General features: G+C 38.9%; 30 protein-coding genes and 1 other annotated feature. Of the genes, 4 read left to right on the top strand and 26 right to left on the bottom strand.

Annotation, left to right across the window (positions count from 1 at the left end; translation table 11 throughout):
• Positions 1-155: 155 nt before the first annotated feature.
• The 15 genes from rplL to PPA04_RS06205 form a co-directional block, all read right to left on the bottom strand.
• On the bottom strand, positions 156-521 hold the full coding sequence (gene rplL / locus PPA04_RS06275; protein ID WP_057784516.1) for a 50S ribosomal protein L7/L12: 366 nt from the start codon (positions 519-521) through the stop codon (positions 156-158).
• A gap of 33 nt (positions 522-554) precedes the next feature.
• Positions 555-1061 (bottom strand): 50S ribosomal protein L10, encoded by a 507-nt coding sequence (gene rplJ / locus PPA04_RS06270; protein ID WP_057784517.1) that lies wholly within the window; start codon positions 1059-1061, stop codon positions 555-557.
• Positions 1062-1084: 23 nt separating this feature from the next.
• Positions 1085-1207 (bottom strand) — a sequence feature (ribosomal protein L10 leader region).
• Positions 1208-1256: 49 nt separating this feature from the next.
• On the bottom strand, positions 1257-1946 hold the full coding sequence (rplA, locus tag PPA04_RS06265) for a 50S ribosomal protein L1 (protein ID WP_057784518.1): 690 nt from the start codon (positions 1944-1946) through the stop codon (positions 1257-1259).
• Between the two features lie 88 nt (positions 1947-2034).
• Positions 2035-2460, bottom strand: a complete 426-nt coding sequence (gene rplK / locus PPA04_RS06260) for a 50S ribosomal protein L11 (protein ID WP_057784519.1) — start codon at positions 2458-2460, stop codon at positions 2035-2037.
• Between the two features lie 124 nt (positions 2461-2584).
• Positions 2585-3130 (bottom strand): transcription termination/antitermination protein NusG, encoded by a 546-nt coding sequence (nusG, locus tag PPA04_RS06255; protein ID WP_057784520.1) that lies wholly within the window; start codon positions 3128-3130, stop codon positions 2585-2587.
• 100 nt (positions 3131-3230) lie between these two features.
• On the bottom strand, positions 3231-3398 hold the full coding sequence (gene secE, locus PPA04_RS06250; protein WP_057784521.1) for a preprotein translocase subunit SecE: 168 nt from the start codon (positions 3396-3398) through the stop codon (positions 3231-3233).
• 12 nt (positions 3399-3410) lie between these two features.
• Positions 3411-3560: a 50S ribosomal protein L33 gene (rpmG, locus tag PPA04_RS06245; RefSeq protein WP_084254274.1), complete on the bottom strand. Its 150-nt coding sequence runs from the start codon at positions 3558-3560 to the stop codon at positions 3411-3413.
• A 116-nt stretch (positions 3561-3676) separates the two neighbouring features.
• Positions 3677-4267, bottom strand: a complete 591-nt coding sequence (locus PPA04_RS06240) for a sigma-70 family RNA polymerase sigma factor (protein ID WP_057784522.1) — start codon at positions 4265-4267, stop codon at positions 3677-3679.
• A 185-nt stretch (positions 4268-4452) separates the two neighbouring features.
• Complete coding sequence (rlmB, locus tag PPA04_RS06235; protein ID WP_057784523.1) at positions 4453-5229, bottom strand: 23S rRNA (guanosine(2251)-2'-O)-methyltransferase RlmB; 777 nt, start codon at positions 5227-5229, stop codon at positions 4453-4455.
• Positions 5216-5635, bottom strand: a complete 420-nt coding sequence (locus tag PPA04_RS06230) for a Mini-ribonuclease 3 (protein ID WP_057784524.1) — start codon at positions 5633-5635, stop codon at positions 5216-5218. The genes rlmB and PPA04_RS06230 overlap by 14 nt, the downstream gene beginning before the upstream one ends.
• Positions 5636-5641: 6 nt before the next feature.
• On the bottom strand, positions 5642-7048 hold the full coding sequence (cysS, locus tag PPA04_RS06225; RefSeq protein WP_057784525.1) for a cysteine--tRNA ligase: 1407 nt from the start codon (positions 7046-7048) through the stop codon (positions 5642-5644).
• 109 nt (positions 7049-7157) lie between these two features.
• A complete protein-coding gene (gene gltX, locus PPA04_RS06220; RefSeq protein WP_057784526.1) occupies positions 7158-8648 on the bottom strand; it encodes a glutamate--tRNA ligase in 1491 nt (496 codons plus the stop codon).
• Between the two features lie 83 nt (positions 8649-8731).
• The gene (locus PPA04_RS06215; RefSeq protein ID WP_057784527.1) at positions 8732-9850 is read right to left on the bottom strand and encodes a PIN/TRAM domain-containing protein; all 1119 of its coding nucleotides are present in this window, start codon (positions 9848-9850) and stop codon (positions 8732-8734) included.
• Between the two features lie 30 nt (positions 9851-9880).
• Complete coding sequence (gene radA / locus PPA04_RS06210; protein ID WP_057784528.1) at positions 9881-11251, bottom strand: DNA repair protein RadA; 1371 nt, start codon at positions 11249-11251, stop codon at positions 9881-9883.
• An 81-nt stretch (positions 11252-11332) separates the two neighbouring features.
• Positions 11333-11869, bottom strand: a complete 537-nt coding sequence (locus tag PPA04_RS06205; protein ID WP_057784529.1) for a dCTP deaminase/dUTPase family protein — start codon at positions 11867-11869, stop codon at positions 11333-11335.
• A 198-nt stretch (positions 11870-12067) separates the two neighbouring features.
• Between PPA04_RS06205 and PPA04_RS06200 the strand changes: the two genes are divergently transcribed.
• From PPA04_RS06200 to PPA04_RS06190, 3 genes are all read left to right on the top strand, one after another.
• Positions 12068-12394, top strand: coding sequence for a GNAT family N-acetyltransferase (locus PPA04_RS06200; RefSeq protein ID WP_057784530.1), 327 nt, complete (start codon positions 12068-12070; stop codon positions 12392-12394).
• Positions 12381-13067, top strand: a complete 687-nt coding sequence (gene rpiA / locus PPA04_RS06195; protein ID WP_057784531.1) for a ribose-5-phosphate isomerase RpiA — start codon at positions 12381-12383, stop codon at positions 13065-13067. Before PPA04_RS06200 ends, rpiA begins: the two co-directional genes overlap by 14 nt.
• A gap of 100 nt (positions 13068-13167) precedes the next feature.
• Positions 13168-14502 carry a C1 family peptidase gene (locus PPA04_RS06190; RefSeq protein WP_229923094.1) on the top strand — a complete coding sequence of 445 codons (1335 nt, stop codon included), beginning with the start codon at positions 13168-13170 and terminating at the stop codon, positions 14500-14502.
• Between the two features lie 413 nt (positions 14503-14915).
• On the opposite strand, the gene PPA04_RS06185 is transcribed toward PPA04_RS06190, so the two are convergent.
• The 3 genes from PPA04_RS06185 to PPA04_RS06175 form a co-directional block, all read right to left on the bottom strand.
• Positions 14916-15587, bottom strand: coding sequence for a 2,3-bisphosphoglycerate-dependent phosphoglycerate mutase (locus tag PPA04_RS06185; RefSeq protein WP_057784533.1), 672 nt, complete (start codon positions 15585-15587; stop codon positions 14916-14918).
• A gap of 2 nt (positions 15588-15589) precedes the next feature.
• Complete coding sequence (locus PPA04_RS06180; protein WP_057784534.1) at positions 15590-16633, bottom strand: DMT family transporter; 1044 nt, start codon at positions 16631-16633, stop codon at positions 15590-15592.
• 64 nt (positions 16634-16697) lie between these two features.
• Positions 16698-17651: an AEC family transporter gene (locus tag PPA04_RS06175; RefSeq protein WP_057784535.1), complete on the bottom strand. Its 954-nt coding sequence runs from the start codon at positions 17649-17651 to the stop codon at positions 16698-16700.
• A 158-nt stretch (positions 17652-17809) separates the two neighbouring features.
• Between PPA04_RS06175 and PPA04_RS06170 the strand changes: the two genes are divergently transcribed.
• A complete protein-coding gene (locus PPA04_RS06170; protein ID WP_229923092.1) occupies positions 17810-18913 on the top strand; it encodes an LCP family glycopolymer transferase in 1104 nt (367 codons plus the stop codon).
• A 72-nt stretch (positions 18914-18985) separates the two neighbouring features.
• Here PPA04_RS06170 and accA read toward each other — a convergent pair whose 3' ends face one another.
• From accA to PPA04_RS06130, 8 genes are all read right to left on the bottom strand, one after another.
• Positions 18986-19759: a carboxyltransferase subunit alpha gene (gene accA / locus PPA04_RS06165; RefSeq protein WP_057784536.1), complete on the bottom strand. Its 774-nt coding sequence runs from the start codon at positions 19757-19759 to the stop codon at positions 18986-18988.
• Positions 19752-20552 carry an acetyl-CoA carboxylase carboxyltransferase subunit beta gene (locus PPA04_RS06160; protein WP_057784537.1) on the bottom strand — a complete coding sequence of 267 codons (801 nt, stop codon included), beginning with the start codon at positions 20550-20552 and terminating at the stop codon, positions 19752-19754. Before PPA04_RS06160 ends, accA begins: the two co-directional genes overlap by 8 nt.
• The gene (locus PPA04_RS06155) at positions 20536-21879 is read right to left on the bottom strand and encodes an acetyl-CoA carboxylase biotin carboxylase subunit (protein WP_057784538.1); all 1344 of its coding nucleotides are present in this window, start codon (positions 21877-21879) and stop codon (positions 20536-20538) included. The genes PPA04_RS06160 and PPA04_RS06155 overlap by 17 nt, the downstream gene beginning before the upstream one ends.
• Before the next feature lie 2 nt (positions 21880-21881).
• Positions 21882-22280 (bottom strand): acetyl-CoA carboxylase biotin carboxyl carrier protein, encoded by a 399-nt coding sequence (locus PPA04_RS06150; RefSeq protein ID WP_057784539.1) that lies wholly within the window; start codon positions 22278-22280, stop codon positions 21882-21884.
• Positions 22281-22293: 13 nt separating this feature from the next.
• Entirely contained in the window at positions 22294-23274 is a 981-nt protein-coding gene (locus PPA04_RS06145; protein ID WP_057784540.1) for a beta-ketoacyl-ACP synthase III, read from the bottom strand.
• Between the two features lie 160 nt (positions 23275-23434).
• Positions 23435-23935, bottom strand: coding sequence for a PTS sugar transporter subunit IIB (locus PPA04_RS06140; protein WP_057784541.1), 501 nt, complete (start codon positions 23933-23935; stop codon positions 23435-23437).
• Positions 23935-24339 carry a PTS sugar transporter subunit IIA gene (locus PPA04_RS06135; protein ID WP_057784542.1) on the bottom strand — a complete coding sequence of 135 codons (405 nt, stop codon included), beginning with the start codon at positions 24337-24339 and terminating at the stop codon, positions 23935-23937. Before PPA04_RS06135 ends, PPA04_RS06140 begins: the two co-directional genes overlap by 1 nt.
• A gap of 60 nt (positions 24340-24399) precedes the next feature.
• The gene (locus PPA04_RS06130; protein ID WP_057784543.1) at positions 24400-24771 is read right to left on the bottom strand and encodes a DUF956 family protein; all 372 of its coding nucleotides are present in this window, start codon (positions 24769-24771) and stop codon (positions 24400-24402) included.
• Positions 24772-24863 lie beyond the last annotated feature (92 nt).

The following is a 24863-nucleotide window of genomic DNA, read 5'->3' as shown; positions in this document are numbered from 1 at the left end:
AAGGTTTCCAATCTTACTCTTCTCATCAACATCTAATATTTTTAACTTTTACTTAACTTAACATTCACTTCTCCCAATGTCAATAATGGATTCGAAGTTTATTTGAAGATAAAAAAAGAACCCACAATTGTGAGTTCTTTTTGGATGTTAACAGATTATTTAACAGTAACTGTAGCGCCAGCTTCTTCAAGCTTAGCTTTAACATCGTTTGCTTCGTCTTCTGAAACGTCTTCTTTGATTGCTGAAGGTGCCTTGTCAACAAGGTCCTTAGCATCTTTCAAGCCAAGGCCAGTGATTTCACGAACAGCCTTGATTGCTTTAACTTTAGCTGATCCAGCCTCTGTTAATTCAACAGTGAATGTTGTCTTTGCAGCAGCATCGCCACCAGCAGCACCTGCGGCAGCAACTGGAGCAGCAGCTGAAACACCGAATTCGTCTTCGATAGCTTTAACTAAGTCATTTAAGTCAGTAATTGAAGCACCTTTTAAGTCTTCAATAAATTGGTCTTTATCTAATGCCATTTTTGTTTCCTCCATTATATTTGTCTAATTTAATTATGCAGCGTCTTCTTCAGACTTTTTATCTGCAACAGCTTTAACAGCATAAGCAACATTACGTACAGGTGCTTGTAATACATTAGCAAGCATGCTGAGCAAGTCTTCACGACTAGGCATTGAAGCGTATGTGTTAATTTCATCAAGTGTAGCTACTTTTCCTTCGATCATGCCACCCTTAAGTGTAAGTGCGTCATGTTCGTCGGCAAACTTTTTCAAAACCTTTGCAGGTGCAACTGGGTCCTCATCAGAGAATGCAACAGCACTTGGGCCAACAAAAATATCGTTTAACCCTTTGTAACCAGCTTTTTCAGCAGCACGAGTTAAAATTTTGTTTTTAATTACATGCAACGTAACACCAGCATCACGCAATTCCTTACGTAACTCTGTGTCTTCTGCAACAGTCAATCCACGTGAATCAACAACGATTGCGGAAGCGGCTTTGCTAAAATAATCAACAGCTGTATCAACAATTGCAGATTTTTTAGCGATTGCTTCTTTACTCATTAAATTTCACCTCCAGCAATTTTTTAATTATAAAAAAATCCGCACCCAGACGGGATACGGAAATTTACATTTCTACGTTCCTCGGCAGGCAAAAAATTAAGACGATCACTCGTCACCTGAGTCTTAGGCAAATTTTATTATAATTTACTAATCAAAGTTACCATAGAAAAGCTATCTATGTCAATACACAATTAATTAAAACTGTGATAAATCAACATGGACACCAGGGCCAAATGTTGAAGCTACAGAAACGTTTTGTACGTATGTTCCTTTAACAGAAGCAGGACGTGCACGAACGATTGTATCTTCAATAACTGTCAAATTACCAAGTAACTTGTCAGCATCAAATGACACCTTACCAATTGGCACATGAACATTACCATCACGATCAGTTCTGTAAGTAACTTTTCCAGCTTTAGATTCTGTAACAGCCTTGGTTACATCCATTGTAACTGTTCCGGTCTTAGGGTTAGGCATTAAACCTTTGGGTCCAAGAACCCGACCTAAACGTCCAACCTGAGCCATCATATCAGGTGTTGCAATTGCAACATCGAAATCAAGCCAGCCGCCTTGGATACGTTGAACTAAATCATTGTCACCCACAACGTCTGCGCCAGCTGCCTCGGCATCTTTAGCTTTTTCACCTTTAGCAAAAACAATAACTGTTTGTTCTTTACCTGTACCATTTGGTAAAACAACAGCGCCACGTAATTGTTGATCAGCTTGTTTTGTATCTACATTTAATTTGAAAACTGTTTCTACAGTTGCGTCAAACTTAGCAAAATCCATTTTCTTAACTAAGTCCAAAGCTTCCTTTGGTGCATATGCTTTTGTTGTATCAACTTGCTTTAAGGCATCTTGATACTTTTTACCTCTTTTTGCCATCTGTGTTTTCCTCCTTGCAAATGTGGTTTTATCGGATTTTCCTCCCACTTGATACATCCATTTTAATGGAGTATCCGACTACAACAACTTAGTCTTTAACTTCAAAGCCCATGCTGCGTGCAGTACCTTCGACCATGCGCATTGCAGACTCTACGTTTGCAGCGTTTAGATCTTGCATTTTTGTTTCGGCGATTTCCTTAACTTGATCCTTGGTTACAGTTGCAACCTTGTTTGTGTTAGGTTCACCAGAACCATGTTCAACACCGGCAGCTTTCTTCAAGAGAACAGAAGCAGGTGGAGTCTTTGTAACGAAATCGAATGAACGATCTTCATAAACTGTGATTACAACAGGAATTAACATGCCAGCTTGATCAGCTGTACGTGCATTAAATTCCTTTGTGAATCCCATAATATTAATACCTGCTTGTCCTAAAGCTGGACCAACTGGTGGAGCCGGAGTTGCTTTTCCGGCAGGAATTTGCAATTTTACAACGTTAGCTACTTTTTTTGCCACGAGACATACCTCCTTATAAGTCCGTGTGTGGTATGATGAGGATTTAAATTTCCTCTCCCACGCTTACATATGCACAAAAGCATACTTTAAAAGTATACCATGTAATTATCAAAAGGACAAACCCCTAATCCAGTTTGTCAATTTGCTCCATATCAAGCTCTGTACTCGTTTCACGACCGAACATGTTGATATTAACTTTCAATTTCATATTTTTATTGTCGACTTCAGTAATTTTCCCGGTCAATCCAGAGAAAGCACCATCAACAATTTTGACCGTTTCCCCAACTTCAACTTCAATTGTGGCATGCCGTACTGACATCCCCAAATGACGAAGAATTCGTTCTGCTTCATCTGGCAACAATGGAGATGGTTTACTACCTGAACCATGTGAGCCTACAAAGCCAGTAACACCAGGAGTGTTTCGCACGATGTACCAAGCTTGATCGCTCATGACCATTTCCACTAAAACATATCCAGGAAATTCCTTTTTCATTGTAACCTTGTCTTTGCCATTTTTGTTTTCATGTTCCTCTTCTTCAGGAACAACTACTCGGAAAATATTATCTTGCATTCCCATTGATAGAGAACGAGATTCCAAGTTAGCTTTGACTTTGTTTTCATATCCTGAATAGGTATGCAAAACATACCAATTTTTTGCAGCTGTTTCCAATTGTATTTCTCCTTTGATTTTAAACAAAATAAAAAAACTCCGTCTACACGAAGTTCCAACACAGTTATTGTATCAAAAAAAACGATCTAGTGCCATGCTTTTACTGGAATAAAGCAAGAAAAAGTTGAACTAACCAGTCCACCAGTGCAAAGAAAGCAACAAAGAATACTGAGAGTCCAATGACAGAAGAAGCATCTTTGCGGAGCTGGTGTGCATTTGGCCAGGTCACATCATGCATCTCTTGTATAACACTTTTAATAAATTTCATTGAACTTTCCTCCTAGCGTGTTTCTCGGTGTAACGTGTGTTTGTTGCAGTGTTTACAATACTTTTTAACTTCTAATCTTGTAGTTCTGTTTGGATTCGCCGCAACTGTATAGTTCCGTGATCCACAAACTGAACATGCTAAAGCAATTTGTTTTTGCGACATAATTTATCTCCCTAATTAATCAAATCTAACTTTATCATGCCAGCTCCACCATGTCAATTTCAACCAATTAATAAAATTGATGACAGTAAAAAATAGGACCTGAGTCCTATTTTTATTTACCGATCATGAGAAACACGTTGTTCAAACTTGCTGCGACACCGACTAATTGCGTTTAAAACTTTTGAACGATCACAATTTAGAATAGTCGCAATCTCTGCTGAATCTTTTCCGGCAAAAAAGTGACGAAAAACTTGTGCTTCAAACCCAGAAAGATCTGAACAATAGCGTTCACAATCTTCCTTCAATACTGCCATTTCGTGTGGTCCACCATGTTTGGTCATGAACAAACGCTCACAGTCACTATTCTCTTCTTGCATTGCCTCCAGAGAATTGCTAAATAAATCTGAACGCCGTTTGAAGGCCATTTCTCGACGAATAAGACTGCAGACCCGATTTTGAAAATTGGTTTGAAAGAATTTTCCTAATGTAATATGCCGTTCACTGTCGTAGTTCGCGATCGTATTAAAGAAAGACACCCTTCCCTCCTGTAACCAATCATCCAATTCGTATCCTCGTAAAAAATACTTTTCCTTAATGTGAAGCACGATTGGACTGTACTGATGAAATAATAGCTCAAAGCTTGTAGAATCCCCATATTTTGCTTTATCAATTAAACTTAACTCAGTTTCGTACGTGTTGTTTGTCATGTGTCACTCCTAACCAGCCTCCTCGAGAAAATAATATACCAGATTAAGTATTTGGCTGGCAAGGGAACACACGTTTAAATCGTTGATATGACGCGGATTATAGCCACAAAAAAAGCAAAATTCACTGTAAAACCTCGCAGTAAACTTTACTTTTGTCGGAGTAATCGAATTTTTTGTCGTACTTTTTATAAAGAATGGCGTGTTGAAAATCCTTGATAAATTAATAAACTTGCCGCAACACTGGCATTCAAACTTTGCACTTGCCCCACCATCGGAATGGTCAATGTTTCATCAACCTGTTTCTTCAATAAAGGTGAGATTCCTTTACCTTCATTACCAATGATTAAGCCTACTGATCCTTTTGCATCCCATTTACGATAATCAGTACCATCCATATCAGTACCAAAGATCCACATGCCGCGCTTTTTTAATTCTTTAACAGTATTGACCAAGTTTGTGACGCGCACAACCGGCACGTGCTCAATGGCCCCTGCTGACGTTTTTGCCACGGTACTAGTCAAGCCAACTGCACGGTGTTTTGGAATAATCACACCATGAACCCCTGCGGCATCAGCAGTTCGTAAAATTGAACCCAAATTATGTGGATCTTCAATATTATCCAAGATAACGACAAATGGCGCTTCGTCTTTATCACTGGCTTTTTTGAAAACATCGTCCAAATCAGCATACTCAAAAGCTGCAATGGCAAGTACGACGCCTTGATGATTTTGTCCATCAGATAAATGGTCTAACTTATGTTTAGGCACCTGTGACACAATAAGTTTGCGTTTTTCTGCAAGTTTGACAATATCGTGAATTGCATCTGCTTTTAAGCCTTCTTGAATGAACACTTTATTGATTGTTTGTTGCGACTTTAAAGCGGAAACTGCTGGATGACGGCCAATAATAAAATCACCTTGCGTCTCTGCTGCATTCTGATCTTCGTTTTTACTTTGTGGCATGTGTAATTTTTCCTTCCTCTACTTGTGCAATACACCAGTTAGCAAGCCAATCTAAGCGTTCCTGCTGACCACTTAAAGAAAGATACCCCATTAGTGCTTCAAACCCTGTGGAAATCCGATACGTCAAAACGGAAGTGTTTTTAGCGGAAGTATGACTTTTAGCATTACGGCCCCGTTTAAAATACGCTTCTTCAGTTTCAGTTAAGATTTTTTGCGCCTTCATGGCATCAATTAAAGCTGCCTGTGCCTTTGCCGAAACAAAGTTGGTTGCCGTATGATGGAGCTTAGTTGGCTTTGTCAGGCCTTTTTGAATCAAGTGTCTTCTGATGTAAACTTCGTATACTGCATCACCTAAGTACGCTAATGCAATGCCATTTAATTGTTTATAATCGTCATATTCTGTCATTCGATATTATTCCCTTTTCCACCGAGTTCCTTGAGGGGTGTCCTCCAAGATAATTCCCTGGTCTTTTAATTGATCCCGAATTTCATCACTACGTTGAAAGTCCTTGTTTTCTCTGGCTTGATCGCGTTGTGTAATGAGTTGTTTAATCGTTTCATCTTCTAATTTTGTTTCTTCTAATTTAATTCCAAAAATACTTACCAGTTCAATAAATCGAGCTTTTAACAAATCTAGTGAGTTTCGTTTAACGGTTTCGCGTTCACTATACACATTTAAAACTTTGGTCAATTCATACACAACCGCAATCCCATTTTGGGCATTAAAATCATCATCCATAGCCTGATTGAAATCGTCAGTTAATTCCTTAACCCGCATTGCTATTTCGGGATCTTCGCCATCAATTGCATCTGCATAACGATAATTTAGATTGGCAAAGGCATTTTGCAGTTTAGCTAAATTATTACCAGCTTCAGTCAAATTTTCTCGTGTATATTGAATTGGACGACGATACTGGGTAGTCGCCATAAACAAACGGAGAATTTGGGGATCCATTTCTTTGATAATATCGTGAACAGTCACAAAGTTGCCTAACGACTTACTCATTTTTTCATTTTCGTCGCCAACCGTGACAAAACCGTTATGCATCCAATAATTAGAAAAGGTTTTACCAGTTTTGGCCTCACTTTGTGCAATCTCATTTTCATGATGGGGAAACTCTAAATCTTCACCACCAGCATGAATATCAATGGTTTCACCTAGGTACTTTGTGGCCATTACGGAACACTCGATGTGCCAACCCGGACGACCTTTACCCCAAGGTGCTTCCCAAGAAATTTCGTCTGCTTTGACACCTTTCCATAACGCAAAATCAATGGGATCTTCTTTACGGGCTGTTTCTTCATCATTTACATGTTCACTGGCGCCTTGTTCCAAATCATCAATATTTTGGCCCGAAAGTTCACCATACTTTTTAAATTTGCGAGTTCGATAATAAACATCCCCGTCAGACACATATGCATAACCTTTATCGAGCAAAACCTGGATAAAATCGATGATTTCTGCGATATTTTCGGTTGCCCGGGGGTTCATAGTTGCCGGTTCCACATTAATTGCGCGACTATCTTCCATGAAATCCTGAATAAATTTATCAGCTAATTTGGGAACCGTTGTCCCTTCTTTTTTAGCGGTATTGATCATTTTATCATCAACATCGGTAAAATTAGAAACAAAATTCACTTTAAAACCACGATACTCAAAATAGCGTCGGATTGTGTCAAACGCAATGATGCTACGTGCATTACCGATATGAATGTAATTATATACAGTGGGACCACAAACATACATGTTCACAATCCCGGGAGTGATGGGCTGAAACGCTTCTTTTCGTCGCGTCATTGTATTATAAACGTTTATCATTCAAACGGCCTCTTTTCATTTTATATTCTGTTTTGATTTTATCACATATCCCAGAAACCACCTAAAAAAGGATTGTGTGAAGAAACTCATCTCCCACAATCCTTTTTTATTACTTATCCAGTTCATCAATCATTGCTTTCAAGTGAGACATTGCGGTCTTTTGACCCAAAAGTTCAATGGTTTCTGGTAATTCTGGTCCATGCATTTCATGGGTAATGGCAATTCGAATTGGCATCCATAACGCACGCCCTTTAACACCAGTTTCTTTTTGAACCGCCTTAATAGCAGCTAAAATTTCGACTGTATCAAAGATTTCCATCTTATCAAACCGAGCATACATTGCCTTTAAAACTGGCAAGGCAGTGTCTGCCGAAATTTCTTGCTTCGCTTCTTCATTGATCTCATCAGGACCATTGAAGAACAAATCAGCCATTTCATTAATTTGCGCAGTATAACTCATTTGACGTTTATAAACGTTAATTAATTTACGTGCCCACTCAACCCGTTCTGGTTCAGGATTTTTTTCAATGTTACCAGCCTTTATCAATTGACGCAAAGCGGAATCCATCACTTTATCTTCATCAGCCGTCTTGACGTATTGGTTATTGATCCATTCCAATTTTTTGCCATCAAAAGTTGCAGGTGACTTACTCAAACGTTTTTCATCGTACATTTTAATTAATTCACGTTGGGTAAAGATTTCACTTTCACCAACTGGTGACCAACCAAGCAAAACAATGAAGTTTAACATAGCATCTGGTAAATAACCGAGTGAACGGTACTGTTCGATAAACTGAAGTACACTCTCATCACGTTTACTTAACTTTTTGCCAGTCTCATTATTTATGATTAAACTCATATGACCAAACTTGGGTGGCTGCCAGCCAAATGCTTCATAGATCATCAATTGTTTTGGCGTGTTGGCAACATGATCATCACCACGGAAGACATGCGAGATTTCCATTTTATGGTCATCCACCACAACGGCAAAGTTATACGTTGGCATCCCATCGCGCTTTTGAATGACAAAATCGCCACCAATTGTACTTGAGTCAAATGAAATATTGCCCTTAACAATGTCATCCCAGGTATAAGTTTTGTGTTCTGGAACGCGGAAACGAATAACTGGTTCTAAACCAGCTGCCTTAGATTCAGCAATTTTAGCTTTGATTTCGTCATCGCTCATCCCAGCGTATTCATAAACATAACGAGGCATTTCGCCACGTGCCTTTTGTTCTTCACGTTGTTTTTGAAGCTCTTCTTCTGTCTCATAAGATTCATAAGCCAAATTTTTGTCCAACAACTCTTGAATCAAAGGTTCATATATAGCCTTTCGTTCAGACTGACGATAAGGACCATAATCACCAGGCTTATCGGGACCTTCATCCCAATCCAGCCCCAACCATTTTAGATTGTCCAGCTGACTACGTTCACCATCCTTGATATTACGGCTGGTATCCGTATCCTCAATTCGAATAATAAACTTGCCCTTGTAATGACGTGCAAACAGATAATTAAACAGAGCTGTTCGTGCATTTCCAATATGCAAATGACCAGTAGGACTTGGTGCATAACGAACACGAATCTTACTTTTTGCCAAAATTAACGCCTCTTTCTAAGTTTTTCACATTTTATTGCTTAATCAATTGTACAATTGCCACTCAAATAAATAAAGCCACAATCTTAGCTATTTTCTGAGTTACGCTCACTAATTCCTCGTGTCGAATGTAACGGTTTTGCGAAAATCATTCGCCCGGCATCTGTTTGAAGCGCACTTGTGACAACAACATCCAATTCTTGATTAATGAAGTACTTACCTTCTTCAACCACAACCATGGTACCATCATCCAAATACGCAACTCCTTGTTGCCGTTCTGTTCCGTTTTTAACCACCATCACATGCAGGTTTTCACCGGGAATGACCCGTGGTTTCAATGCATTGGCTAGAGCGTTAATATTTAATACTTGAACATTTTGAAATTGGCTCACTTTGTTGAGATTATAGTCATTGGTGACAATCACCGCATCCTTATCCTTTGCCAATCGAATAAGTTTGCTATCGACTTCATCAATTTCTTCATAATCACCTTCATACATTTCCACCGGGATAACATGATCACTTTGTAATTTGTTTAAAATATCCAAACCACGACGACCACGTACTCGTTTGATACTGTCTGAAGAATCCGCAATATATTGTAATTCATACAAAACAAAGTTAGGAACCAGTAGCGTTCCCTCAATAAAACCAGTCTTAATCAAATCATAAATTCGACCGTCAATCAAAATATTGGTATCCAAAATTTTATAGTGATGAAAATTATCTGAATACTTGCGATCTAAGACGTTTTTGGCATTCTCAGGTTCCTTACGACGCGTGAACAATTTACGCCATTCGTCAGCCTGTGTGGTTCCAATCCGAAATCCCAAGTAACCCAAAGTCAACATGAAAATGATGGGTACAACAGTATTCAAAAAGAAGATTTGTTGACGATAAAACAATGTTGAAATCAAAATTGCCAAAACCAGCCCAACAACCGTTGATAAGCTTCCATATAGCAAACGGACCGGTGGAATCTTTGAAATCTGTTTTTCTAAGCGACTTACTAATCGTTCAATGTAGCCGGCTAAGAACAGTGAAATAATAAAGAAAATAATTGCTCCAACCACGAAATTTGTAACTGAATTACTTAGCCACCAATGATTACCTAACGACAATAACAGCCATAATGGTGGTAACAAAATAGCACCTAGCGCACCACCTGCTAACGCAAAAACGGCCTTAATAATATTCCTTTTCATTAAACATCCCTCCTTTCAAATTTAAACCTACTATTTAAAAATTCTTCGCAACGCATCTGACAAAGTTGCGACACCCACAACCTCGATACCAGTTGGTGGTGTCCATCCTTGAAGGTTGTTTTTAGGCAAATAAATACGTTTGAAGCCCAGCTTTTGAGCCTCAGCCACCCGTTGTTCAATTCGGTTTACCCGGCGAATTTCACCCGTCAATCCAATTTCACCCACAAATGCATCCATCGGGTCCGTTCCTTTATCGCGGTAACTAGACGCAATACTAATTGCAATAGCTAAATCAATTGCCGGTTCATCCAACTTGACACCACCGGCAGCTTTTAAATACGCATCTTGGTTCTGCAGCAAAAAATTAGCCCGTTTTTCCAAAACTGCCATAATCAAAGAAACTCGGTTATGATCCAGTCCACTAGCTGTGCGTTTTGCATTACCAAAAGTAGTGGGCGTGATTAAAGCTTGGACTTCAACCAAAATTGGTCGTGTCCCTTCCATTGAAACCACGATGGCGGAACCCGTAGCATCTTTTAGCCGTTCTTCCAAGAAAATTTCTGAAGGATTGGCAACCTCTTGCAAACCCGTTTCACGCATTTCAAAAATTCCCAGTTCATTAGTTGAACCAAATCGGTTCTTTACGGCCCGAAGAATTCGATAAGTGTGATGCAAATCGCCTTCAAAGTAAAGAACTGTATCCACCATATGCTCCAAGATCTTCGGCCCCGCAATTGCACCGCCCTTAGTCACATGACCGACAATAAAAATTGTAATATTGTTAGTTTTTGCAATCTGCATCAGTTCGGCAGTGATCTCACGAACTTGCGCTACACTACCAACAGCAGATTGGATATCCGGCTCCTGCATTGTCTGAATCGAATCGATAATCACATAGGTTGGTTTGAGTTCTTTGATAGCCGCTTGGATGCTATTCATGTCAGTTTCTGGGAACAAATAAAAATTCTCACTAGCAACATGTAAACGGTCGGCACGCATTTTGATTTGGGCAGCACTTTCTTCCCCAGATACATATAAAACGCGATGCTTTGTTTCGCTTAGTTGACCAGAAATTTGCAAAAGCAATGTTGATTTTCCGATTCCTGGATCACCACCAATCAAAACAAGTGATCCAGTTACAATACCACCGCCTAAAACTCGGTTAAACTCATCCAAACCTGTTTTTACACGGGGAGTTTCACTCATATCAACTTGGCTAATTAGTTGCGGTTTGGCTCGGTTACCTTCGAAACTAACTCGAGCTTTGTGATTAACTTTTTCGCTTTCAACCCGCTCTTCAACCAAAGTGTTCCATTGACCACAACTTGGACACCGGCCTAAAAATCGAGGCGAAACGTAGCCACAATTTTGACAGACAAACTGAGTCTTTTCTTTTGCCATAGTAGTATCTGCTCCCTTCAATTTTAGCATATTCTTACCAAAACAATTGGTTTGAAAATATCTTTATAAATCTTTAACTAACTACTTACCAGATGAACCAAAACCACCTACTCGTTTTTCAGCTCGTTCATCTTTTCCGTCGGCCTGTAAATAGGACATGAAGATTCCCTGTCCAATCCGTTCACCTTTTTTAATGGTAATATCTCTTAACCCCATATTAATGAGTTGAAAGTAAATTTCACCTTCATTGCCAGCATTATTATAGTAATCCGCATCAATAATCCCTACACCATTTGGCAGTATCACTCCTCGTTTCAAAGGACTGCTAGAACGATTTGCGGCCAACAAAAACTCGTCATCTTGCATATATGCTTTAATTCCGGTTGGAACCAAGAAGGGCTTTAGGTCCTTACTACCATTCACCAAGTCAGTTTCACTGACTGGTCGCTTATGATGTAGTGACCAGAGCACCTTTAAAAAGTTACCTTTCCAAATAGAGGGTAAAACAAAATCTTCAGCCGCCTCAAAATCATAACCCGCTGCGTGCTCTGTGGATCGATATGGAAGATTGAGATTTTTATCTTGATATTTAGAAACAATTTCAAAACCACGCTTCATACTTAAAAATTCCCTTCTTATTCATCTAATGATTAATTTCGCATTAAAAGGTTCAATCTTTGTATATTATCCGTTTGAAATGCCGTTTTGTAAACTAATTCATTTAAAAAATAGGGAAATTTAAGTTTCCTAATTGACTTTGCAAAATTCGGAGGTGACAATTAAGGGGAATTAACAATTTGACAAGGAAGTGTTGGGATGAAATTCACTAATGATGGTCAGAAAATTAGTTTTAACTATCAAGATAAAATTGGCGGGTGCGTCACCTATTTTCCAATCCGTGATGACCAAACCTTAGTTATTGAACAAGTTTTTGTGAATCCAGCATTACGTGGGCAAGGCATGGCACAGCAGCTCATGATTGAAATGCTAAATTTTGCAAAACAACAGAACAAGAAAATCTATCCACTCTGTCCATATGCCCGTGCTTATTTGAAAAAGCACTTGGAATACCAAGCTTTAATTGAAAATCATTCGGAAGCAGAAGTTCAAAAAGAAAAGGAGAAAAGTAATGGATCAAAATGAACTCAAAAAATTAGTTGGTCAAGAAGCTGTCAAATTTATTCAAGATAACACCGTTGTGGGTCTTGGAACTGGATCAACCGTAAAATTCATGGTTGATGCCCTAGGTGAACGTGTAAAAAACGAAAATCTTCATGTTATTGGGGTCCCTACCTCTAATCGGACAGCTAAACAGGCCGGATCACTGGGCATCGAAGTAAAGTCGGTTGATGAAGTTGACCACATTGATCTCACAATTGATGGAGCCGACGAAATTAGTGCAGATTTTCAGGGCATTAAAGGTGGCGGTGCGGCTCATCTTTTTGAAAAAATTGTCGCAACTAACTCAACAAAAGTCATGTGGATTGTGGATGAATCAAAAATGGTTCAGACGCTTGGAAAATTTCCACTTCCTTTAGAAGTCATTCCCTATGGTAGTCAACAGGTTTATAAAAAGCTTGCCGCTAAAAACCTCCATCCTGAATTTCGATTAGACGAGGCTGGCAAAAATGTCCTAACCGATTCAAAAAACTACGTCATCGACTTACATCTAGGCAAAATTGAACATCCTCACGAATTGGCTGATTATCTGATCAAACAGGTTGGGATCGTTGAACAGGGCCTGTTCTTAGATATGGTGAATACCATCATTGTGGGTCGCCAGAACGGTCCCGAGGTTATTCAAGCCCGTCCCTAAAGAGTTTTTAATCAAGATTTAAGCATTTACTAATTATTCTTTTTCGACTACAATGTTTATATATTAAAGGTTAGGAGTGAACAAATTGAGTAATAATAGTATTTCTAAAGATCAAGTTGCTCGTTACGCAAAAAATTATAACGAACAAAACAAGTCTAAAGTCCTTGAACGCGCGGTTACTAAGAACGGTATCTTAGCGGCTAGCGAAGGCCTTCGTGGCGGTGCTGATTTCAGTCCCGTTTTCTCAATTGACTTAGAGACAGGTGCTGTTGCCAATCAGAAGCAAAGTGGCCGTTGTTGGATGTTTGCCGCATTGAACACGATGCGTCATCATTTATCTGAAGAATTCAAGATCAAAGATTTTGAACTTTCTCAAAACTACACTTTCTTCTGGGACAAGTTTGAAAAGTCAAACTGGTTCTACGAAAATGTCATCGCTACTGCTGACAAACCAACCTCAGATCGTAAGGTTTCATGGTTGTTAAACGAACCTCAAGGTGATGGTGGTCAATGGGACATGTTATGTGCCCTCATTGATAAATATGGCATTGTCCCTGAATCTGTTTACCCCGAAACTTACAACAGTAACAAATCAAACGAATTCAACACTTTATTAAACGAAAAACTTCGTAAAGATGCCGTTGAATTACGCGAACTTGTCAACAATGCTGAAACTTCAGATGAGCAAGTTCAGTCACGTAAAGAAAAAATGTTGGAAGAAGTTTACCGCATGGCTTCATACAGCTTTGGTGAACCACCTACAACATTTGACTGGGAATACCGTGATGATGACAAAAACTTCCATCGTGAAGCTGGATTAACACCTAAGTCATTCTTTGAAAAGTTTGTTGGTTGGGACCTTAAGAACTATGTTTCAATCATCAATGCGCCTACAGATGACAAACCATTTAACCACACATACTCAATCGAAATGTTGGGTAATGTTGTGGGTGGTCGTCAGGTTAAGCATTTAAACTTAAATATGCATGACTTCAAGCAAGCTGCTATCAACCAACTTAAGGCTGGTCATAGTGTTTGGTTTGGTTGTGATGTCGGTCAGCATTCAGAACCAAGAAAACGTGGTTTATTGGATCTTGGCGTTTATGATGAAGAAGCTTTGTTTGATATTGATTTATCAATGTCTAAGGCAGAACGTTTGGATTACAGCGAAAGCTTGATGACTCACGCGATGGTTATTACTGGTGTTGACTTGGTTGACGGCGAACCAAAGAAATGGAAAGTCGAAAACAGCTGGGGCGAAAAAGTTGGAACTAAGGGTTATATGGTCATGACTGACGAATGGATGAGCGAATATTGCTACCAAGTCGTTGTGGACAAACAATTCTTAACAGAAGACCAACGTAAGGCACAAGCAGAGGAACCAACTCAATTATTGCCATGGGATCCAATGGGTGCATTGGCATATAAGGATTAATGAACGAAACAACACGTTAAAGTCCAAATAAATAAGAGCGCTGTAAGCAGGAGAATTCCTGCTGTAGGCGTTCTTATTTATTTGGACTTGTGTTGTGGAGTTGTCCTAATAGTGAGTGAAACACGGTGTTTAATTTCGTAATTATAAGTGAGATGGAGGTGGGGATCGCAATCCCGCAGGAATCTTACTTATAATTATGAAACTGCTGTGTGGAACTGTCCATTAGTGAACGAAACAAAGCGATTAGTTCGATAAAAATAGGTGAAGCGAAAGTCAGGTGAATTTCTGACTGACAGCTTTACCTATTTTTTGTTAGTTCTGTATTATGTAGTTTTCTACCTTTCTAAACCAACATCAGATAATCAAAAAAGACAGGCACCTCTGAAATTCATAGGTCACCCGCCCTTACTAATTTAGTCTAAAACTTCTTTACTAATAATATTTAATTCTTCATCGAATTGATAAATAATGGGTTCTCCATTAGCGACTTCAACCCCATCGATACCTTCGTCACTAATTTGTTCCAAATATTTAATTAAGGCTCGCAAGGTACTTCCATGAGCCACAACAAGCTGATTTTTACCTTCTAAAAGCTTTGGTGCAATCTTATCCATCCAATACGGCAGTAACCGATTATAGGCCATTTCAAGGCTCTCGCCCCGTGGCTCAACATCACCCAACTCCACGTAGCGACGATCTGATTCAGTTGTCGCTAAAAGTGGTGGGACGGCTTTAAAACTTCGTCGCCACAAAGCAACCTGATGGACACCATATGTTTTTCGGGTTTCGTCCTTATTTTGTCCACGTAAAGCCCCATAATGCCGTTCATTTAAACGCCATGTTTTATGAATTGGCAACCAATTTTGATGCATCTCATCCATCACAATGTCTGCAGTGGTGATTGCTCTTTTTAGCATCGAGGTATGGACATCCTCAAACTGAATCCCCGTTTGCAAAATAAGATTACCAGCTTGATGTGCTTCTTGCCTACCCTGTTCGGTAAGTGGTACATCACTCCAACCTGTATAGACATTATCGCGGTTAGCTACACTTTGACCATGTCGCAATAAGACTAAATCCGTCATTTTTAATCCTCATCTTCAACATTTGAATTAAAGCTTTCGACTTTTCCAATTAAGTCATTTGAATCAGTTTGATCTTCTTTTTCAGGATAAACTGGTTGTCCCATTTCGGAACGAATTGATTTAGAACGATTACCAATAAATGTAATCACTGATCCCATCAAAATAATCACAATTCCAATAATGGTTGGTAATGTAATTTGTTCACTCAAAATCAGTGTTGCCAGTACAGGTGCCAGTGCTGGTTTGATAAAGAATACAAGTGAAGCAGTTGAAACATCTGATGTCTCCATTGCCAAGAAGTAAAATGCAAATCCACCACCAGTGACACAAACACCAATGAAGAAGAGCAATGGTAAGTACTGCCAACTAATATTCTCGAAAACGGGAATATTGACAAACTGCTTAAGATAACTAACTTGACCCATTGAACGACCGATAGCTGAAACATGCGTTAACAAGACAATGGCCAACAACTCAACTGTCCCGGTTAAAAAGGTAAAACAAGTCATTACGATCCCGTTTAAATCTCGTTTTTGAGAACCATAACGGGAAATGATACTGTATAACCCAAACGTTAATGCCGAAGTGACCCCTAAGGTTAGTCCCACGACATTTGTTAAATGTGCAGGGTTAACAATAACCAACAGTCCGATTACTGAAACAACTACTGAAATTAAATTAGCACGTCCTAAACGTTCATGCAAGATTAAATACGAAAAAATTAAGGCAAACACTGGATTGCAACTAAACAATACTGCAACTGTTGCTGCCGGTGAATAAACAATTGCCAATTGATACAATGTCATACTAATGATGACACAGATAAATCCAGTAATCCCGAACAACCTTAAATCTTTCCAATTCAGCTTACGTTGCTGTTTTTTTAGAGAATTCAAAGCGATTGGTAGTAAAACTAATCCACCTACTGCAAAACGAATCAGATTCAATTGAATTGGATCAAATGCGCCGCCCGCCATTTTTAAGGCAATCTCCATCAAACTAAACATTAAAGTTGAAAAACTAATGTAACCGACTGTTTTTCTCAATTTCTTTATTATCTCCCAAATATTTTAAACTAAAGTTCTTTTCCTACTATATCTTTACAAAATCTTAAGTAACCAATCCAGACTTAACAAACATCATTAATAATGGAATGACAATCAAACTCAAAAGTGTGGTTTCCGTAACCATGATGGCCGCATACTTTTCATCGGCATGATATAATTTTGCAACCACTGGTGCGTTTGTCATAACTGGCATTGCAGACTGTAAAATGAAAACTTGTTTCATTAACACTGGCACAGGCATTGGCAATACCAAAAGACTCATGAGAATGGGCGCAAAAATAAATCTTCCAGACAAAACCCCTAAACTATCACGGTTAATTTTGACGTTTTGAATACCAGCTCGTTGAATCGCAATCCCAATAAAGAACATAGATAGTGGGATTGTTAATCCGCCAATGTACTGGCAATCCGTTAAGATAAATTGTGGGAGTTGGATATGAAAAATAACCAACAACACACCCAAAATAAAACCGAGAAGCGGTGGTGAAAAGATCTTCCCTAATGTCGTCTTTAAACTAAATTTTTCAGTTTCCGTACCATCCCGTTGAATCAGCCAAACACCTAACGTCCAAAAGATTGTGGTGTTTGCCATATAATAAACTAACACATATGGTAAGCTGCGGTTCCCAAAAAGTGCCATATTCACAGGTAACCCAATGAAAACTGTGTTAGAATTTAAAAACATTGATTCAAATAGTCCCTTATGTTGCTCTTTTATTTGCATGACCCGGTACAAAACAGCAGCTAATGCAAATAAAATTAACATCGACAAAACCGGAAAACGCAAATCTGGTAGTGTACTTAGTAGCTTTTTTGCAGTAAAATCATTTGTAATCGTGCTAATCATGTAGGCAGGCAAAGCAATTTGAGTAACTAATTTTGCGATCAGTTTTGAGGAACTTTCATCAAACCACTTTCGCCAAGACAGAATATATCCAACGGCAATCATCACAATAATTATGATAACGCCTTGAATACTATGTATAAAAATTGTGATTTTATCCCTTCCCTAGATGGTGTATGATAAGTGCAACAATGATTAGTATAGCATATTTTCATAGCTTGTTTTCATAAAAAGGCCGCCAAAATATGATGTAACCACGAGGAAAACGTTTTAATTTTTAAAATTAAATAATTGAAAAGAGGTTCACCTTAGTGAGTGAGAAACACATGAAGAGCTCTAAAAAATCGCACAAAAAAATTTGGTGGAGTATTGGCATTATTGCTCTGCTTTTATTGGCCGCTGGTGGTGTTAAAGCTTACACCATGTACACAAGTGCCCAAAAAACAGCAAAACAGGCATATCAAAAAGTAAAAACACCGACCGTTCGAAACGTTGCAAAGGTAATCAAAAATAAGGACCCACTTAACGTTTTAATTTTGGGAACCGATACTGGTGCCCTTGGACGAAAAAACAAAGGCTTGAGTGACACAATGATTGTGGCCTCATTAAACGCTCAAAAAAAGACGACCTATATGACAAGTATTCCGCGTGATACGGAAGTCACCATTAATAACACGACTCAAAAAATCAACGCTGCATATAATATTGGCGGCGCAACCCAATCGATTAAGACAGTTCAAAATTTACTTGATGTGCCAATCGATTTTTATGTTGTGATGAATATGGGTGGTCTTAAAGAACTAGTTAATTCAGTTGGCGGTGTAGATGTCACACCACCTCTAACCTTTAAATATGGTTCAGCCAACGTGAAAAAAGGTGTTAAAACTCATCTGACAGGTAAAGAAGCCCTTTCTTATTCAAGAATGCGTTACGATGATCCTAACGGTGATTACGGTCGTCAAAAACGACAACGCCAAGTCATTTTGGCCATTGTTAAAAAGGCCCTCTCAATCTCATCAGTCACTCGTTTCCAAAAGATTATGAATTCTATCCAAAAGAACATGAAAACGAATCTAACTTTCAACGATATGTTGGCACTGCGTTTCGATTACAAGAACGCCTCTCATCATGTTAAGTCTGACACATTGGAAGGAACAAGCAAAACAATTGACGGTTTATCTTATCAAGTTGCTTCCATGGCCGAACGTCGGAAAATTTCAAATAAGATTCGAAAAGAATTAGGGCTGTCCAAAACTAAAAAGCTCACAGCTTCAAGCTCAAGCACAGATACAACCAGTTCATCGACTAGTGAGCAGAGTTCTGCCAGCACATCGACTAGTACTAGTACTGACTCATATGGATATAGCACCTCTAGCAGTGACAGTTCTTATACAGGCGCCCCAACTGGACCATAACGTTTAACCAAACAAAAAAGAGAAGCACTTCAACTTTTATTGAAGTACTTCTCTTTTTTTGCTTGAAATAAGCTATATCTGCGTAATATTTTCAAATTTCTTAAACCGTTGCGTCTTTAACTGCAAGCCATTCAATTTCTCTAGTTCGTTCAAAGAATTTACTATAGCTTTATCTATCCTGTCCATCAAAGTATTCGACGGGGACTCCACTACTATCTGATCTACTAACCCGATTTTTTTTAATTGCTGAGCAGTCATTGGCATAAACTCACTGGCATCTTGTGTTTTGTTCCGGTTTTTTAAAATGGCTTGTACCGCTTCTGGTGAAGCCACCGAAAACAAAGCATTTTCCAGCATTAAAATTTGATTGACATTACTAAACGCTAACGCACCTCCACTATGGCCTTCACCTAAAAATAAGGCAACGTTAGGCACGCTTAGCTGACCCATTTTTAAAATAAGATCTGCAATTGCCTCACTTTGTCCATGTTCTTCTGAAAATGCACTGGCATCTGCGCCAGGCATGTTGATGAGTGAAATAACAGGCCGTTTAAACTTCTCCGCCGCTTCAACGACTCGTAATGCTTTGCGGTAACCAGTCACACGCACAGCGCCACCATTTAATTCGCGCCGTTGCTGAATGTTGCTTCCCCGATTAATTCCCAAAACATTCACTGGTTGTTTGTGAAAGAGCCCAATTCCAGCAGTTAATGCTGGATCATCTCCCAGCAACCGATCCCCGTGAACTTCAAAAAAATCTGAAATTAATTGCCTGATAACTTGCCGGGCCGTCAAACGATTGGGTGAACGAATTAACTTAATTTTTTCTTCTAGCGTTTTAGTCATGAACATCATCCCCACTATGTAAACGCAACAGCGTAATCAACTTAGTTCTCATATTCTCACGTGCTACAACTTGATCCACCAACCCATGGGTCAGCAAATCTTCTGCCGTTTGAAAATTCTCTGCAGGCTTTTCATGGGTGGTTTGGCCAATGACTCTTTTCCCAGCAAAACCAATTTGAGCGTGATCCTCTGCCAGAACATAATCTGCTTTAAATCCAAAACTTGCGGAAACACCCCCCATCGTTGGATCAGTTAAAACGTTAATCACAACATGTTTGGTTGTTTCCAAATCTGGCCACTGATTTAAGATTGTGTTCATCTGTAGTAATGAAAAAATGCCTTCTTGCATTCGAGCTCCACCGGAAGCAACGAAAAAAATCAATGGTAATTGTTGTTCAATTGCAATTTGCATGATTTGTTTAATGGCACTACCTACCGTTGTGTTCAAAGTTCCCATCATGAAGTGACTGTCCATCACACCCATTGCTACTGGAAAGCCACCAATATTGGCGATCCCAATTTTAATAGCCTCTTCGTCATCAGTTGTAGTTTTTGCTCTTTTTAATTTTTCCGAATAACCTGGAAAGTTCAAAAAATTAGTTGTCTGAAACTTCAAATCAATTTTTTGCCAACTCCCAGCATCTACTGTGATTTTTAATCGTTGGTCAGCTGTTAATCGTTGCAGGACACCACAAAATGGACACCGAAAATCCGGTGCCCACTGTAAATCATGCACATGTTTCCCACAATGTTGACAAACTTGCCAACTATTTTTTTCAGGCATATGACTCATGATTTGATTCCTCCATCAGCTTACCTACTGAATGAATATCGTACTGATCCGTAACAAATTTTTGACTGGCCACCACGCGTTTTAATTCAGTTAAATTTGTTCCAATACCACAAACTTCCACTTGGGATAAAGCCTTTTGCATTTGTCGAATCGCCTGATCCCGATCCGGAGCATAAACAATAATTTTTGCCAACAAGCGATCATAAAACGGGGTGACTTTATCACCACTCTGCAAACCAGTATCCACACGAACTCCCGTTGGCATTAAAAATGTTTGCAACTTTCCCGTCTCAAAGACAAAATTTGTCAAATCGTTTTCTGCGTTTAATCGGCATTCAATGGCATGACCATCAAAAGTTACATAGGAAAATCCTAAAGAATTATGTGCCGCAGCTTTTATTTGGGCTTGAACAATATCAACACCACTGGTTTCTTCAGTGATACTATGTTCCACTTGTAAGCGGGTATTCATCTCCAGAAAATAAAACTGGTGTTGAACCAACAAAAATTCGACTGTGCCAAGACTTTGATAATTGGCATCATCCAATAACTGGTGGACCAGTTTGTAAAGTTCTTGGCGCTCTGGTTTTGTCAGTACACTAGCATTACTTTCTTCAATAATTTTTTGGCGATGACGTTGTAAACTGCAATCCCGATCACCTAAAATTAAGAGTTTATCCGGTAGTCCTAACACTTGAACTTCAATATGACGAGCATCTTCAAAATCCCTTTCCAAATAAATCGACCCGTCTAAAAAGGAGGAATCTGCCTCTTCTTTCACAATTTGATATTTAGCAAACAACTCTTTGGCAGAATTTGCCATGCGAATTCCCTTACCACCCCCGCCATGACTAGCTTTCAATAATATTGGATACCCTAGCTTGTTTGCTTGATCATACAACTGAGTCTCACTAGTAATCATGCCTGAGCCTGGAATAATGGGCAATCCCCGCTGTTTAGCAATTCTTCGTGAATTTGTTTTGTCTGAAAAATCATGAATAAGACTAGCTTGGGGACCAATCCACGTCATACCACATTCTTCACACATTTGTGCAAACAGCTCATCTTCAGATAAAAAACCATATCCTGGATGAACTGCATCCGCATTTGTATTGATTCCGGCCATTAGAATTGCTTCTCGATTAAGATAGGAATTTTTTGCACTAGCTGGGCCAATGCAGACAGATTCATCAGCAAGCCTTACAAATTGTGCTTGTCGATCGGCTGTTGAATATACAGCCACAGCTACGATATTCAATTGATGGCATGCTTTAATGATACGCACGGCAATTTCGCCACGATTCGCAATCAATACTTTTTTAAACATAATTACTTATCCTTTTTTATTGATAATAATGGCTGGTCAAACTCAACTGAATCACCATCTTGAACCCTTACGTCATCAATTAGACCACCACGCGGACTAGTGACATCATTAAATAATTTCATACTTTCAATTTGAGCGACGACATCACCGGCACTCACTTTCTGGCCATTTTTCAAAGGTGTTTCGAAGTGCACAATTCCCACCATGGGACTTTTAATGACAAACTCATCAGAAGTTACATCCCTTTGACTTTGCTCTGGTTTAACTGAAACCATTTGTTTAGTTGTGGCATCAAACCCCTTTTTTACATGAATTTTAGTTTGGTCAATTTCAAGTTCTACCTCACTAAAATTCATTTGTTCTAATTTATCTAATAATTTATTGAGATCTTCTAACTTCAATTCTGATAACCTCCTAGAAGCTAATCAACATGCTCGCATAATCGAGACCAGCCCCAAATCCAGTTAATAAAACCTTTTTTGACCGTTTTGGATCACGTTTTAATTGATCTAAGGCCATTGGTATTCCAGCTGATGAGGTATTGCCATACTCCGTGACATTGACCGGAAACTTAGACATTGGAATTGCCAATACATCGCTAATTTTTTCGATAATCCGAAGATTGGCTTGATGACAAATAACCGCGTCAATTGTATCTGCGTTTAACTGATTCTTACTCAAAATTTGTTTCATTTGCGTCGGCACAGTTTCAGTCGCAAATGAAAATACGGACCGCCCATCTTGATAGAAGGCATCTAGTTTTGGATAGTTAGTTGCTGCTATTTCTTGAATGGGAGCAATTCTGCCACTGTGAATGGTTTGATGTTGGCTTCCAACACTCTGCAATTTTTCATCAACAAAAAATTCTTCTTCAGGGTTTTCCGTCACTTCTAAAAGTGCGCCACCAGCGCCATCCCCAAAGAAAACTGCGGAAGTTCGATCTGTGAAATCCATCATCTTAGAATTGGTTTCGCCACTTATAACGAGTGCATTGTGGTACCGGCCATATCTTAAGAACTTTTCGGCTGTACTTAATCCAAATACAAAACCAGCACAAGCTGCTGAAATATCCATTGCAAACGCATTGTTAGCTCCAAGCTTATCCTGAACAATACAAGCTGTTGCTGGCGTTAAACTATCAGGTGTGATTGTTGAAACCAAAATCAAGTCAATGTCTGTTGCTTTCAACCCACTCTTATTTAAAAGTTGGTTTCCCACCTGCACACATAAATCAGATGTGTTCTCATTATGCATGGCAAAGTGGCGCGTTTGAATTCCTGTATGCATCTGAATCCATTCATTGCTAGTATCCATAATTTTGCTTAATTCAAAATTATCGACAATTCGTTCAGGAACGTAATGCCCCGTTGCTGCAATCTTAACATGTACCGTCATTCTTTCATTCCTCACTTAACCTATTTTCTTTATTTTACCAATCTTTTTGGGGATTGGGGAATTTGAAGAAATTCTCATGTAAATCTTTATAATAAATTAGCTTTTCAGCAAAAAAAGACTGTCTCAGTAAGTCACTCCCTCACTGACACAATCTTCATCACTACAACTTGTTTTTTTCAAGCATTGGCAAGATATCTTTCTTTCCATCACTCGGTACTTTTTGAGCAAACACATTTAATCCCAACTCAGTCAAGGAACGAATGGCATCTGCTTCTTTTTCACCGACTGCAATCGTATCATTTAGCATGGTCATGCCTTCAGAAAATGCTAAACTGCCCACATCGATACCCAACGCATGCAAATCAACACCACCCTTAACTAAACGCAGCATATCTTGCATTGTTTCCGTCAACAGTAGAACCTTAAATGAATCAAACATTGGCTCTTGGTAGAGACGCAACATTTTTTCAATGGTGATCACATTTGTAGGAACTCCCATTGGCGCCGCCTGTGTAATTAACGTCTTTCGGAGCTCGTCATTTGCCACTGTGTCAGAAACCACTAAAATGCGATTAGGATGCACACTTTTAGTCCATGAGGTAGCAACTTGTCCATGTAACAGCCGGCTATCCACTCGCGCTAATAATATTTCCATTGGCATTATTTATCGCCATCTTGAATTTCTAAATGACGAACCCCTGCTTTAGCAGTTTTTTCCAAGTGATTGACAACAGTGTCAATTGATTGATCACGAACAGTGTATGCTTCAACTAACATTGGTAAATTCAGACCCGCAATCAAGGTCATTCGGCCTGCATTTTCCGCCACAATCTGTGTGGCCACATTAAATGGTGTCCCACCATATAAATCAACTAAAAATACAATCTGATCTTCCGAAGAAAAATCAGCCACACTTTTTTTGTACTGTGCTTCTAATTCTTCCGGATCTTCATTTGGCTGAAAATTAATTGCCTGAACCTCTTCTTGTTTTCCAAAAATCATAAATGAAGAATTCATGATACTTTCAGCAAAATCGCCATGTCCTGCAATAATATATGCAATCATAAAAATAAGTCCCCTTTTATTTAATCAAACACATTTTGAATGATGTGGTCTACTTAACCTCTACCTGCGACTTTTTCTTGTAAAGAGTCGTTTAATGATATCCCACATACCCAAAGAACGCACAATATGACTGGGATCAATATACTTACGAATAGCACGTAAAACCTTTTTGGGATCCTTTGCGGAAAATGAATAGGTTCCGTTTTTCTTTGTTTTAATGGCAAATCTTGGAATCCATTTACCCTTAAAAATAACCGAAACGATGACGTAATCCACTTCGGCCCACGGAACTTGAACAAATTTCCGAACATCGCGATCATTAAAGAATTCAAATCCGTGATTACCAATCATAATTTTCCCGTAATCGGTCATCCCCAAAAATGAGGTTCCTTCCATAACTAAATCAACTTTTGTATTAATTGATTGTGGCATTTAAATTTACTCCATTTCTTCCTCTTAATGACCATAATTATAAGGCGTTTTGCTAATTTACGCAAAACAATCAATTAACGATCAAAAAACTT

Source organism: Pediococcus parvulus (assembly GCF_007990205.1).
In the GTDB taxonomy this organism is placed as follows: domain Bacteria; phylum Bacillota; class Bacilli; order Lactobacillales; family Lactobacillaceae; genus Pediococcus; species Pediococcus parvulus.
The sequence above is the reverse complement of the archived record's forward strand: the minus strand, read 5'-3'. Positions and strand labels throughout refer to the sequence as shown.

Coding starts and splice junctions, on each gene's coding strand:
- rplL (WP_057784516.1), bottom strand. CDS start 521: ATGGCATTAGATAAAGACCAATTTATTGAAGACTTAAAAGGTGCTTCA.
- rplJ (WP_057784517.1), bottom strand. CDS start 1,061: ATGAGTAAAGAAGCAATCGCTAAAAAATCTGCAATTGTTGATACAGCT.
- rplA (WP_057784518.1), bottom strand. CDS start 1,946: ATGGCAAAAAGAGGTAAAAAGTATCAAGATGCCTTAAAGCAAGTTGAT.
- secE (WP_057784521.1), bottom strand. CDS start 3,398: ATGAAATTTATTAAAAGTGTTATACAAGAGATGCATGATGTGACCTGG.
- rpmG (WP_084254274.1), bottom strand. CDS start 3,560: ATGTCGCAAAAACAAATTGCTTTAGCATGTTCAGTTTGTGGATCACGG.
- PPA04_RS06240 (WP_057784522.1), bottom strand. CDS start 4,267: ATGACAAACAACACGTACGAAACTGAGTTAAGTTTAATTGATAAAGCA.
- rlmB (WP_057784523.1), bottom strand. CDS start 5,229: ATGCCACAAAGTAAAAACGAAGATCAGAATGCAGCAGAGACGCAAGGT.
- PPA04_RS06230 (WP_057784524.1), bottom strand. CDS start 5,635: ATGACAGAATATGACGATTATAAACAATTAAATGGCATTGCATTAGCG.
- cysS (WP_057784525.1), bottom strand. CDS start 7,048: ATGATAAACGTTTATAATACAATGACGCGACGAAAAGAAGCGTTTCAG.
- PPA04_RS06215 (WP_057784527.1), bottom strand. CDS start 9,850: ATGAAAAGGAATATTATTAAGGCCGTTTTTGCGTTAGCAGGTGGTGCG.
- radA (WP_057784528.1), bottom strand. CDS start 11,251: ATGGCAAAAGAAAAGACTCAGTTTGTCTGTCAAAATTGTGGCTACGTT.
- PPA04_RS06205 (WP_057784529.1), bottom strand. CDS start 11,869: ATGAAGCGTGGTTTTGAAATTGTTTCTAAATATCAAGATAAAAATCTC.
- PPA04_RS06200 (WP_057784530.1), top strand. CDS start 12,068: ATGAAATTCACTAATGATGGTCAGAAAATTAGTTTTAACTATCAAGAT.
- rpiA (WP_057784531.1), top strand. CDS start 12,381: ATGGATCAAAATGAACTCAAAAAATTAGTTGGTCAAGAAGCTGTCAAA.
- PPA04_RS06185 (WP_057784533.1), bottom strand. CDS start 15,587: ATGACGGATTTAGTCTTATTGCGACATGGTCAAAGTGTAGCTAACCGC.
- accA (WP_057784536.1), bottom strand. CDS start 19,759: ATGACTAAAACGCTAGAAGAAAAAATTAAGTTAATTCGTTCACCCAAT.
- PPA04_RS06160 (WP_057784537.1), bottom strand. CDS start 20,552: ATGAGTCATATGCCTGAAAAAAATAGTTGGCAAGTTTGTCAACATTGT.
- PPA04_RS06155 (WP_057784538.1), bottom strand. CDS start 21,879: ATGTTTAAAAAAGTATTGATTGCGAATCGTGGCGAAATTGCCGTGCGT.
- PPA04_RS06145 (WP_057784540.1), bottom strand. CDS start 23,274: ATGACGGTACATGTTAAGATTGCAGCAACGGGGCATTACGTTCCTGAA.
- PPA04_RS06140 (WP_057784541.1), bottom strand. CDS start 23,935: ATGCCAATGGAAATATTATTAGCGCGAGTGGATAGCCGGCTGTTACAT.
- PPA04_RS06135 (WP_057784542.1), bottom strand. CDS start 24,339: ATGATTGCATATATTATTGCAGGACATGGCGATTTTGCTGAAAGTATC.
- PPA04_RS06130 (WP_057784543.1), bottom strand. CDS start 24,771: ATGCCACAATCAATTAATACAAAAGTTGATTTAGTTATGGAAGGAACC.